11 protein-coding genes are annotated in these 12,691 nt (G+C 45.3%); 3 read left to right on the forward strand and 8 right to left on the reverse strand.

The features are described 5' to 3' along the window. Positions 1-87 precede the first annotated feature (87 nt). The 8 genes from ADIS_RS20630 to ADIS_RS20665 form a co-directional block, all read right to left on the reverse strand. Positions 88-2,166: a glycoside hydrolase family 3 protein gene (locus tag ADIS_RS20630; RefSeq protein ID WP_155907653.1), complete on the reverse strand. Its 2,079-nt coding sequence runs from the start codon at positions 2,164-2,166 to the stop codon at positions 88-90. A 151-nt stretch (positions 2,167-2,317) separates the two neighbouring features. Next, positions 2,318-3,424, reverse strand: a complete 1,107-nt coding sequence (locus ADIS_RS20635) for a helix-turn-helix domain-containing protein (protein ID WP_010856668.1) — start codon at positions 3,422-3,424, stop codon at positions 2,318-2,320. A 52-nt stretch (positions 3,425-3,476) separates the two neighbouring features. Beyond that, entirely contained in the window at positions 3,477-4,130 is a 654-nt protein-coding gene (locus ADIS_RS20640; protein WP_010856669.1) for a DUF2189 domain-containing protein, read from the reverse strand. A 30-nt stretch (positions 4,131-4,160) separates the two neighbouring features. Then, positions 4,161-5,528, reverse strand: a complete 1,368-nt coding sequence (locus tag ADIS_RS20645) for a pyridoxal-phosphate dependent enzyme (RefSeq protein WP_010856670.1) — start codon at positions 5,526-5,528, stop codon at positions 4,161-4,163. 106 nt (positions 5,529-5,634) lie between these two features. Next, positions 5,635-6,558, reverse strand: coding sequence for an aspartate carbamoyltransferase catalytic subunit (locus tag ADIS_RS20650; RefSeq protein WP_010856671.1), 924 nt, complete (start codon positions 6,556-6,558; stop codon positions 5,635-5,637). Positions 6,559-6,560: 2 nt separating this feature from the next. Then, positions 6,561-7,112 carry a bifunctional pyr operon transcriptional regulator/uracil phosphoribosyltransferase PyrR gene (gene pyrR / locus ADIS_RS20655; RefSeq protein WP_010856672.1) on the reverse strand — a complete coding sequence of 184 codons (552 nt, stop codon included), beginning with the start codon at positions 7,110-7,112 and terminating at the stop codon, positions 6,561-6,563. A 52-nt stretch (positions 7,113-7,164) separates the two neighbouring features. Next, positions 7,165-8,757 carry a hypothetical protein gene (locus tag ADIS_RS20660; RefSeq protein WP_035807167.1) on the reverse strand — a complete coding sequence of 531 codons (1,593 nt, stop codon included), beginning with the start codon at positions 8,755-8,757 and terminating at the stop codon, positions 7,165-7,167. After that, complete coding sequence (locus tag ADIS_RS20665; RefSeq protein WP_010856674.1) at positions 8,754-9,164, reverse strand: EVE domain-containing protein; 411 nt, start codon at positions 9,162-9,164, stop codon at positions 8,754-8,756. Before ADIS_RS20665 ends, ADIS_RS20660 begins: the two co-directional genes overlap by 4 nt. Positions 9,165-9,305: 141 nt before the next feature. On the opposite strand from ADIS_RS20665, the gene ADIS_RS20670 reads away from it, so the two are divergent. The 3 genes from ADIS_RS20670 to ADIS_RS20680 all read left to right on the forward strand — a co-directional run bounded on the left by ADIS_RS20670 (position 9,306) and on the right by ADIS_RS20680 (position 12,554). Continuing rightward, entirely contained in the window at positions 9,306-11,012 is a 1,707-nt protein-coding gene (locus ADIS_RS20670) for a DNA polymerase/3'-5' exonuclease PolX (protein WP_010856675.1), read from the forward strand. Positions 11,013-11,206: 194 nt separating this feature from the next. Then, complete coding sequence (locus ADIS_RS20675; RefSeq protein WP_035807168.1) at positions 11,207-11,494, forward strand: hypothetical protein; 288 nt, start codon at positions 11,207-11,209, stop codon at positions 11,492-11,494. A gap of 103 nt (positions 11,495-11,597) precedes the next feature. Continuing rightward, a complete protein-coding gene (locus tag ADIS_RS20680; RefSeq protein ID WP_010856677.1) occupies positions 11,598-12,554 on the forward strand; it encodes a sugar phosphate isomerase/epimerase family protein in 957 nt (318 codons plus the stop codon). Positions 12,555-12,691: the final 137 nt, after the last annotated feature.

Genomic DNA, 12,691 nt, shown 5'->3' on the forward strand with positions numbered 1-12,691 from the left:
ATCGATAAGAAATGGTAAAATTTTAGAAACGAAAAAAGCCGGCAACATTGCTGCGCCGGCTCAGGAATATCCAACATAAACCAAAAATTAATAGCTCAGTCCTTCCTTATAGTGAAACAAGGCGTATCCGGCACCTTCCAAATACCCGGGCACATCCTCTAAGTTGTTTTCAACCGCCTCATCAGAAATGGGGGTGGAAAAGGGCAATTTACCCTGCGGATTAAACTTTCCAGTCAATACATCCAAAAGCGCTTTGGGTGTGGTACCAAATGTGGCCAAGACTCCACGTACATTTCCTTTGTTCGCATCGTCGTATACTTCGTTTATGACCCAGGGATTAGTATAATCAACCACCAACAGGGTCGGTAAAGCCTGGGAAATTTGATTGACCCGCTCCACATTGATTGACGCCTTCGACAGAGAGAGGGAAATGGGATCCCCTGTGGAGTTAAACAGCGAACTTGAAGGTACCATCCAAAGTATCGCTACCTCCGCCTCCTCCGGAGTGGCTACGAATTCCAACTCATAACCCGCTTCGTTTTCAATCAAAACCGTTTGCTGAGCTGACCGTTCCCCCCGACCCGGAGCCTTGAAGGTCTCAAAATAAACCTTTGTATTTGCCTTTAAGGGCAATGCCTGTTCTTCATTTCGGAGTAACACGATAGACTTTCGAAGAGCGAGGGTAGATTTCTCCTTAAAACGTTCGCTACCCACCAGCTGATCCGCGTAGTCAGGATCCGCGTAGGGGTTTTCGAACAACCCTAAATCAAATTTCTCCCGTAGCAACAAAAATACCGACTGATCAATGTATTCCATGTCCAACTGTCCGTCTTTCACCACCGCGATCAAATCAGAAGGATCCGAAACTCCCGAGATGATATTTGAACCGGCTTCGATCGCCTTTTTATACCTCTCTGCGATTGACAATTCCTCTACTCCCCATGCCATGCGGGTAATGGGTCCAGTATCGGTATTGACGATGCCTTTGAACCCCAATTCACCACGCAACAATCCGGTTAGTACTCCTTTATTAAAGGCATATCCTACTTCTTCGAACTCGGTACCCACCGGCATCGAATAGTAGGGCATTATTGCGGAGGTACCCGCGTCAATAGCTGCCCGAAACGGCAGCATGTTGTCGTAAAAACGTCCGCCGGGAAAAACCTGCTCCTTACCCCATTCAAAATGGGAGTCTTGCCCATTCCTCCCGGACCCTCCTCCCGGGAAATGCTTCATGGTAAGAGCGATGGATTCATCATTGAGTTTCTTTCCTTGGAAGCCCAGCACTATTTCTGTGATAATCTGAGCCACCCATTCAGGATCTTCTCCAAATGTGCCGTTTACCCGCGACCAGCGAGGTTCGGTGGCCAAATCAGCCATGTACATATACCCTTTTCGAATGCCTGCTGCGTGCCATTCCTGTCTGGAATAGTCCGCAAATTCCCTAATCAATCCTAGGTCTCTGGTAGCGGAAAGGCCCAATTCCCCCGGCCAGGCGGTAAATACCGTCGCATCCAAAGCAGTCCCAACAGAGGCATTGGACGTAATGTGGTTTCGTGGATTTGATGTGATAATGGCTGGAATGCCCAGCGGCTCGTTTTCGCAGAGCTCTTGGAGTTTGTTGTTCCATTCTGCGATAATCCTTGCGCCCTCATTGGCGCGAAGTATAAAATGTCGGTTGTTAAACTGACGAACCATCTGGGATGTACTGGTAACCGCATTCATACCTCCTATAAAATTTTGCCTGTTACCTTGAGCGGATGGATCTTCGGTGACCTGCCCCTCTTCTAAGTCACTGGCCATATATTTACCGTCGGAGGCTGCTGCTTTTCTACTACCCAACATGCTCAAGGAATTGATCATCATGAATCCAGCTTTCTGCTCCAGAGACATTTTGGAAAGCAAGTCCTTGCTTCGCTGCTCTGAATCCAAGCGCCAATCCTCGTAAACATCCAACTGCCCATTTTGGTTGAGGTCTTTAAATTGGAAGCCATCGACCTCCAAAATGGCCACCGTACGGTAGCCCAGTGAGGGTTGCTCAAAGCTTTCCTTCTCACTACAAGCTGTAGAAAGGATTACCCCCACGAAAACGGCAAACCACGAATAGACGTAATGGGGGAAAAAACAATACACCGATTTATCTCGGTGAGATAATACAAAGCTCATACATTATACGATTAAAGGTTATTGTTTATTGATGTATAGTGGCTACCGCCGGAGCAAAAGCATCCAATGGAACCTAAACGTGGAGCAAAAATGGACTCAAAACGAACGGGAATCGTCCCAATGGATAAGTTGGCACCTCTTTTCCATTTCTTTAGGTAACCCGCTTGAACTCACTTGGCGTTAATCCGGTCTCCTCTTTAAAAATCCGATTAAAGGCCGACTTAGAATTGAACCCGCACTCAAACGCAATCCCCAATACAGAAAAATGGGAGTAGGCCGGGTCTATCAGCCTTTCCTTTACTTCTTTGATCCGGTAATCATTGATCAATCGATGAAAATTCTTGTTCTGCCCCGTATTGATTACCTGTGATAGGCGATGGCGGGATACGTCAAGATCCGAAGCCATCTGATCCAGGTTAAACTCCGGATTTAGGTAGGGCTTTTTGATTACCAAATAGTCGACAATTACATTATTTAGCCTAGCCAATTCCTCATCCAAATCCTTTTCGCGCTGACTACCTAACAAAGAATCATCAGGCTGCCGCACTTCAGCGGAGGGATAGCCTATCTTCTTTTTGGGTTGGTAAACCACCGTTTGGTTGATCCCAAAAAGGATCATGATAAACACAAAAACAGTTAGGTTTAGCGGCAGCAATGAAAAACGCTTGATCTCAATATCCCAGGCAATTCGAACGAATTGAGACACAAAATCGGCCATAAAGAAAAAAAGGAAAAACAAAAGCACAAAGACAATCCACGTCAATGAATTGTTTCTGGTATAATTGGAAAAGTGTAGCGGAATTCGCGTTCGGTATCGAACAATCAGAAACACGCTATAAAGCCAATAAATCAACAACGACAGGATAAACAAAAAATAGTACAGCTTATTATAAAAGTAAGCAGGATCTTCCGCCCGTTCCAAAATCGGAAGTACAGGGATGGTTGATCGATGTATGGAGACCATTAGGAAAGGCAAGAGATGGGTTAGGTCCCTGTAGTGCAGCGTAAAATCTTCTACAGTCAGAGAACAAACGTAAAAATACAAACAAGGCCCCAAAAGAAAGAGAATCGGAAATATACCAGGTTTAAAATAATCCACTACCTGGAAGGGCAAAAGAAAAGAACCCAAAAACACGGCAATAACCGCAAACCAACCTGCCAAAAAAGAAAAGCTAATGTGTTTTGGCCTCTTGGTCAGAAAAATCAGCACCCCAAAAACGGCCTGAATGAGTCCGACAACGGTAACTATCTCATACACTCCTCTATTATTTAAATCCGCCGCGTATTAAGGTGTCAGTTCGAACCAAAGGTTATCCAACCTGACTTTCTTCTACTCCTTCGACAAATACCTCACGGGTTACCTGCTCGAAGATGTAGTATATCGCAAAATACGTTACCGGCATCGTTATTGCCAAACCGACGAGAAAAAACAGAGCTCCCAAAATATTTAGCAACACGGCAAATAGGCCAAAAACAAAGAACTTAAACCATTTAACCTGAATCAATTTACGGCTGTTTTCCAGCGCTTGCCAGAACTCAAATCCTCCAAACAGCACCATAAGGGAGGAAAAAAGATAGCAGACCAAAAGATAAATCCCTGGAATGACCAATGCAATCAATCCTACTGCTACAAGTATTTGACCCAGCAGATTCACTACGATCAAGGGCACATAATACTGGAACCCTTTGAAAAAATCCGGGTAGATAAGAAGGTTTCCCTGCGTAATCTTATTCGCCGCCAAAAAATAGCCCGCTGTAAGCGGTGCAGCCAGGAAAACCCCAAACAACAAAGCATAATCGGAAAGATAAACTAGAAAAAACAGTTGGAGAAAAATCACAAAGAAAGTAAAACCAGCGGAATAGGCAGGGTACGTCCTAAACATATTCCATCCGTTTTCAAAGGCTTCCCGTATATCGAAATCGTACCCCGTTTCGATTAATTGATCTAATTTTCGGTGGTTCATGGTTCAAAAAACAAATCGTAGGTCAACTGATTATCCTGTAATTGCCGCCAAGAGGTCGTGCTTGGTAATGATATGTATCTGATGTTTTTCGTCTCGTACCAAAACAGCCTTTTCTTTGTCAACCATACTGGACAACACATCCAAGGTGCTATCCAAGGCGACAAACTTCATCGGCCCTTCCATGACTTCCTGCACAGAAGCGTCTTTCAATTCCGGGCTTTCGATGATTTTGCTTAGAAGCTTGGTATCGGTAACCGACCCTATTACCTGCCCATCCTCAAGAACGGGAATCTGAGACACACTTGTTTGGTTCATTTTGAAAATAGCCTCCTTTACCGTAGCGTCTCTACCAACAACCACCAGTTCGTATTCTTGAGGTCGTCCCTTCAAAATATCCCTCGCAGTGGTGAAGGTTTTATCTTCCAAAAAACCATGATTTCGCATCCAATCATCGTTGTACACCTTTCCCAAGTACCGCGTCCCATGGTCTGGCAATAGGACAACCATCAAATCCCCCTTTTTCAGATGTTCTCGGGCAAACTCCAAGGCCCCGTGAACGGCTGAACCACATGACCATCCGACAAACAATCCTTCTTCCCGGGCGAGGCGACGGGTCATAACGGCAGCGTCTTTGTCGGTGACTTTGATAAACAGGTCGATCATTGCAAAATCTACGTTTTGGGGCAAGATATCTTCCCCAATCCCCTCCGTTAAATAGGGATAAATTTCATCTTCATCAAAAATCCCCGTCTCTTTGTATTTTTTGAAAACCGATCCATAGGTATCGATCCCTACAGAAACTACCGCAGGGTTTTGCTCTTTCAAGAATTTGGCGGTACCGGACATAGAACCGCCAGTACCCACGCCCGCGGCAAAATGAGTGATCTTTCCTATTGTATCCTTCCAAATTTCTGGACCCGTTGTCTCGTAATGGGCCTTCCAATTGGAAAGATTATCGTACTGATTGGGGTAAAAGGAATTCGGGATATCAGCATTTAGCTTTTTTGCCACTGAATAATACGATCTCGGATCCTCCGGAGCGACATTGGTGGGGCAGACCACAACCTCGGCTCCTACAGCTCTCAGGATGTCAATCTTTTCCTTGGATTGCTTATCCGCCATCGTAAAAATACACTTATAACCCTTGGCAATGGCAGCGAGGGCCAACCCCATTCCAGTATTGCCACTGGTACCCTCTATGATGGTTCCGCCCGGCTTAAGAATGCCTGCTTTTTCCGCATCCTCTACCATCTTGACCGCCATACGGTCCTTCATGGAATTTCCCGGATTGAAATACTCCACCTTCACCACGACCTCGCCTTCGATTCCAGCATTCAGTTTGTTTAATCGCACCAGCGGTGTGTTGCCTATCGTGTCAATTATGGAATCATAGATCATAGAAGTAGCTTTAGGAGACATATCGTAAAAATATTGAACGGAATTGAAGGCATCGCAGTTCACTAGTGATACATTATCCACTGCACCACAATGCAACCAGCACCACTTACTTAACGCCGGCCAATAAATAGAGGACAGCCATACGGATGGCCACCCCGTTTTCAACCTGCTGGAGGATGATAGAATGCTCGGAATCCGCCACGTCGGAATTCAACTCCACGCCTCGGTTGATCGGCCCCGGATGCATAATTACTATTTCTTTATCGATTTGGCTCAGCAGCTTCTTGTTGATTCCATAGTAAAGGGAGTATTCCCTAAGAGACGGGAAATATTTAATCTGCTGGCGCTCAAGTTGAATCCGAAGGACGTTGGCTACGTCACACCACTCCAAAGCCTTTTTGACATCCAATTCCACCTGTACGCCAAGGCTTTCGATGTACTTTGGCAGCAAAGTAATTGGTCCACAAACCTTTACCTCGGCACCAAGTTTTTGCAGACAGAAAATATTAGAAAGTGCCACTCGGGAGTGCAGGATGTCGCCAATGATCGCAACCTTCTTCCCTGCAACGTCCCCCAACTTTTCACGAATGGAAAACGCATCCAACAATGCTTGGGTAGGATGTTCATGGGTGCCGTCACCGGCATTGATAATGTTGGCCTTGATATTTCTGGACAAAAAATGGGGGGCTCCCGGACTGCTGTGCCGCATGACCACCATGTCTACCTTCATGGCCAAAATATTGTTGACGGTATCGATGAGGGTTTCCCCTTTTTTTACCGAAGAACTGCTCGAAGCAAAATTAACTACATCTGCCGATAGCCGCTTTTCTGCCAACTCAAACGAAAGCTTTGTTCGGGTGGAGTTTTCAAAAAAGACATTGGCTATGGTAATATCCCGAAGGGAAGGCACCTTTTTAATGGGCCTATTCAATACGTCCTTAAAGTTATCCGCTGTCTCAAAAATAAGCTGTATATCTGATTCGGTGATATTTTTGATTCCCAGTAAATGCTTGGTGCTGAGTGTTTGCATGGCTATTTCTTCGGAGCTTTTTCGGTAATCCAAATGGCATCTTCCTCAAAACCTTGGCTTTTCCATTCTACGCTGACGTACTGGCTTTCCAACGTATTGACCTGCCTGCCAAAATAGTCCGGCTTGATAGGGAAGTCACGGGTGTATTTACGGTCGATCAACACCATCAACTCAACCTTCTTTGGACGTCCAAAGGCTATCATGGCATCCATTGCCGCCCTCACCGATCTACCCTTATACAAGACATCATCTACCAATACTACATTTTTATTTTCTATCAAAAAGTCAATGCGAGTCTCATTGGCACGCAGCGGCAACTCCCGGCGTCGGAAATCATCCCTGTGAAAAGTGGCATCCAAATACCCGAACGGAACGGCAACAGAAGAGATCTCCTTGATCCGTTCTATGATTCTATCCAAAACCAGCGAGCCTCTAGGTTGCAAACCCAACAACACGGTGTTTTCAAAATTATCGTGATTTTCGATCAATTGATAACAAAACCTGCTGATGGTGATGTTGATTTGGGTCTGATCAAGGACAAGTCTTTTCTGCATAACCAAAATTTGCCTACAAATATATAAAAATAATTTCCTTACTCGGGAAGCGTCAGATTAAATCCTCGACTTTGACCTTGGTAAAAAAACTCACCTCTTTGAGCTCTTCCTTACCTTCTCTGTTTTGATATCGAACCCGCTGCTTACCACTCAGCAAGTAGTAGTTTTCGTACCACCATACCAACTGTAGGCTATTTTCCCGGGTGTCCCTAATCCGCTCATTTTCGTTGACAAGCTCAATCTCAAATGCCTCATGTTCCCGAACCAACTCTCCGTTTCTGAATTGACTGAGCATCAACTGCTGCCCGTCCAAGTACATGTAAAATAAATTGTTGCCGTCAAAACTAACCTCTCCAAACTTGACTGGGTGCGAACGGCTTACGTTATTGAGCGGAAGCATATTATCCCAGATGATCTTCCCATCATTATCCAAAATAACAAACTGGGAGGCCAAAAATTTGTACTGCTGTATTACTTGCGAAGACCTCCATCTCGGATCCATCCATAGGGGGTTGCCAAAGGTATTCAGCCCGCCCATCATTGGGTTCATCCGATAAAAACTACTCGCATACATACCGTCCCTGGGCATATACCGGGTTGAAGATGAAACAAACAAGTCATTGTAAACCAAAAAAGAACCACCAAGATCGGTCACCTCCCTTGTCACCAAGACGTTTCGTATCGGCGTATTTCTTCCACGTTCCAAGTTCCGCTCCAGCGCATTCATCCGCCTTTCTCTCATTTTCTCGGGAAGGTAATTGTAAAAATTCTGAAAATCCGCCACGGTATAGAACCGGTTTTCATATTCTCCAAATTCATTGATCTTGGTGAAATATAGACCTTGATAGGCCTCCTTTCTACGAAGTCCATAGGGCCCAATCAATGCCTGTTTGTAGTCGTAGGAAGAAGTGAGTAGCCCCTCCACGATCTCCATCGAAGGATCCTGTAGTTCATCAATTTTTACCTCCCTCAATTTCTCTCCACTTGTGTCATAAGTCAGTATTGTGACGATCTTCTTCTTGTAGTAGTCTCTTCGGCTCATCAACACATCAAAAATATCCAACTCCGGATCCTTTCTAAGTTGAATGATGTTGGCGTCTTTTTCAAATACTCCGGGGACGGTAATCACGTCCGTGGTGGCCAAATCAAAAATCTGGATTACCGGACGGTACTCAAATGTTCCCATGAAAACTGCCTTCCGATTAAACACAAGGAAATCCTGCAAATCCAGGTTCAGAATTGAAGTCAAAGATACCTCAGCAACCTGACGGGATTCCAAATTGACCTCATAGATGTACCGCTCGTTATTGTAGGCCGGGCCCTTTTGAAATAGTACATATAGCAACTCACCGTCCAAGTCAAAACCTATAAGTTCTGAAAAATCCTTGATAGCGAAGGTAAATGGATCCGAGGAGTTCAGCTGATAGTCTGATACAACATACTGAAAAATATTTTTCCGCCCCATGGGCCTGTCGGAAATAACCCGGAAAGCCACTACGCCATTAGCCTTGGGCATCACGATGAAATCATCATCCTGCCAGCTGGTTGGGACTTCCATCCGATGAGTGAACTGAACCTGCCCGATAACCGAGCCTAAACTCATTACCGTAACGGCGTATAGAAATATCTTGGAAATCACCCTCATGCGTCCGCCATAGTTACGAGGATATCGGCCTCCTGTTTACTTAACGACATTACCGATAGTCGAGATTGTCTTACGAGCAATAAATCCTGTAATTGGTCAGATGTTTTGATTTGGGACAGGGTTACCGGATTGGGAAGATGTCCATTATACCTGATATCAACAGCCAGCCACTTCTCGCCATCGGCAGCTTTTGGATCTGGGTAGGGAGCACTAACCACCTTAGCGGTGCCGACCAAGGCCTTCTGCTTCCCACTGTGGTACACAAAAACCAGGTCGCCCGGCTTCATTTTCTCTATAAAGTTCCTTGCCTGATGATTTCTGACACCATCCCACACATCTTCTCCTTTGCTTTTCAAATCCTCGAGGGAGTAACTTTCAGGTTCCGTCTTGATTAACCAATAATTCATCTTGTGTTTTTTTTCAGTCTCCCAACCACTCCCGAAAGACCAAACGCTTGGGCCTTTACATGGTTAAGATAAGGGGAATGATTTTATTTTAAAACAAATATTATGGACATTTGTGTATAAACCTTACGAAAAGAAAATACCTTGGATAACAAGCAGATCACCAAAACGCTGAAACTGACGATTCAACTCATGGAGCTCCATGAGGAAAATTCATTTAAAATAAGAAGCTATCAGTCTGCGGTCAATACCTTGGATCGTGAAGCTCCAGATCTTTTTCACAAAAGCTCCAATGAACTTCAGTCAATCAACGGGATCGGAAAGAGTATCGCTGAGGTAATCCTTGAAATCATAGCCCGGGGATCACATAAACTTCTGGACGAACTGCTCGAAAAAACGCCAGAAGGCATTCTGGAGGTATTAACGATCAAAGGATTGGGCCCAAAGAAAATCAAAACACTCTGGCAGGAACTCCAAATTACCTCCACCCATGAGCTCATGGAGGCTTGTCGATCCGGTCAGGTGGCGAAGCTGAAGGGCTTTGGCGAAAAAACCCAAGAGAGCATCATCGCATCCCTCGAATACATTGACAGCAATAAAGGCAAATGGCTTTACGCCGACATAGAGGAAGCGGTAGATGGGTTGATGGTAAGTTTAACCAATCTTTTTGGTAAAGGAAAGGCCGTTGTGGTTGGCCAATACAGTCGCAAGCTTGAAATTATCTCCCTGCTTGAGATCCTGATTGAATCCAAAGATAATCGGAAAGCGCTAAACCAATTGGGTAAACTAGAAGGGCTAAACCAGCAGATCTCGTTGAGCAGCCCCTACAGGTGGGGAGGCATTCTGGAAAAATTCGGTCTTCGCTGTGATATTCTACTCGTTCGCCCCGAAAAATTCGTAAATGAAATGCTCCTGAGGAAGGCTTCACGAGCCCACCTATCGGCACCTTTGACGGATGGCAACATACTAGGTGAGCTGTTTTTAAGCCGGTCCTTTCAAACCGAAGAGGATGCCTATCGTGAAGCCGGTATGTGCTGGGTTCCGGAGGAATTACGGGAGGGATTGTATGAGCTCGAATGGGCAAAAGAAGGCAAAATTCCCAAGCTACTGGAATTGGGGGACCTAAAGGGGCCACTCCACAACCACTCCACCTATAGCGATGGAAAGCACAGCTTGCGTGAAATGGCTGATTTTTGCATTTCTCAAGGTTATGAATACTTGGGGATGGCAGATCACAGTAAATCTGCCTTTTATGCCAACGGGCTTGATGAAGACCGGGTTGCGCAGCAGCAAAAAGAAATCGACTCCCTAAATGCCAGCCTAGCTCCATTCAAACTATTTAAAGGTATAGAAAGTGATATCCTGATCGACGGTAGCCTTGATTATTCCAACAAGGTACTTGAATCCTTTGACTACGTGGTGGCATCGGTTCATTCCAGTCTGGGCATGGACAGAAACAAAGCAACGGCCAGGTTATTAAAAGCCATCCAAAACCCCTTTACCACCATACTCGGACATCCCACTGGGAGGCTACTTCTTAGAAGACAGGGTTATCCCATTGACCATAAGGCAATTATCGATGCCTGCGCAATCCACGGTGTCGTTATCGAAATAAACGCAAACCCTTGGCGTCTTGACTTGGATTGGCGATGGGTAAACTATGCCATCAGCCAAGGGGTAAAGCTATCCATCAACCCCGACGCCCACGAAACCGCTGGATTTGCCGATATGAAATATGGGGTCATGATGGGAAGAAAGGGTGGCCTGACCCCAGATATGACACTGAACACGCTGAGGGTGAATGAGCTGGATTCTTTTTTCCAAAATAGGAAGAAACAAAAACGAGTTTGAGGCTTGTTAGTATTCTACAAGTATTAACTCCCATACCGAGCTGTCCTTCCGGCAGACATCATCCGTGCACGATAGTGACGGCTCAAAAATAAATTATAAACACATGAAATCGAGCACGACGCAAGCGACACACGGAGGAACGATTGTAATACATGCGAGATTCCATGTGACCTCTAAAATACAATTATAAACACATGAAATGGACTGCAATAGGTGAAAAAAAACTCTTAAACCGCTCTTTCTTGTTCGGGATTACCGGCATTCTACTTGCGTTGATGCCTTTGGCTTTTGGGGTTTTGGGCATAGAGGTGGGGAGATTTTACGGATGGCTATCGGGTATTGGTATTGCCCTTCAGCTTCTAGGCATGAGTTTAGCCGTCTTGGTCATTCGGCAACGCAGAGTAGCTGAGGAAATCCAGCAAAAAGCCAAGCAAATGACCTTGGTGTTGGCCGTATCCCTGCTTTTTTTCATTTTAATTTAACCGCTGGCCGGTAGTATCCAAAATTGAGATAAAAAGTAAAGAGCAGCTTTTCATAATTCCAACGATCTTTTGTAGTTTTAGTAGCAACCAATCCCGACCCATTATGGACCGTAGATCCACCCTAAAGAAAATAACAGCCCTGACAGCACTCGGCATGGTTGGTTCCGACCTCCTTTCCGCCGGTCAGTTGGAGCGGCAAAACCGGTTACTCGAAAAAAACAGACCCACACCCCTCTATTTTTTTACAAAAGCACTTCAATGGTTACCCCTGTCGGATGTAGCGAAGGTTACTCAAGATCTTGGATTTACAGGGGTAGATCTTCCTGTTCGGTCAAATGGATTCTTTGATATCGACGAAATAAAAACCAAACTGCCCTCGGTTGTAAGGGATTGCGCCAACTTAGGTATGGAAATCCCCGTGCTTACTACCGACATGACCCTCGCAAAGCATGGAAACTGGGAGGAATTCCTAAAAACCTTGGCAGGTGAAGGCATCTTGAATTATCGAATGGGCTATTTGCCGTTTACCTCTAAACACATCATGGGGGAGCTCAAATCTCTTAACGGACAAATGAAACCAATAGCTGATCTACATGCACGATACGGCGTGTGCGGTCAGTACCAAAACCATGCGGGAAACCGTATCGGAGGGTCGGTCTGGGAAATCTACCATTTGTTAGACGGCATAAACCCAGACCACGTAGGTATTCAGTTTGACCTACGCCATGCGACTGTTGAAGGATACCAGTCGTATGAAAACGTGTTTCACTTGGTTTCGGATCAAATCAGGAGCTTCGACCTAAAAGATTTTGTCTGGGGCAAAAACCCAAGAGGAACAGGCGAAGTCCCTATAAATGTACTTTTCGGTGAGGGCAATGTGAATTTCCGCCTACTTTTGGAACATCCCCGTTACAACCACCCCACTATGCCAAAAATTATCCACGCCGAATACGATTTGGGAGGTGCTGAACACGGGCGTAAAGATCCTACGATGGATGCAAAGCAAATCCTCGCCACCATCGCAAAGGATGTAACGGCGTATCATCAATTGATGTCTTAAAAGAAGCCACAGCAACCGATAAAAATCAAAAACCGTATCGTCTTTGGGTGGCAAGATTCGAACTTGCGACCTTCCCGACCCATGTCGGGACGCGATGGGCACTCCGGTTTCATAGGCCCTAAAACAGAAAAGCCGGC

The sequence above is a fragment of the Lunatimonas lonarensis genome (genome assembly GCF_000390185.1).
GTDB classification, from domain to species: Bacteria; Bacteroidota; Bacteroidia; order Cytophagales; family Cyclobacteriaceae; genus Lunatimonas; species Lunatimonas lonarensis.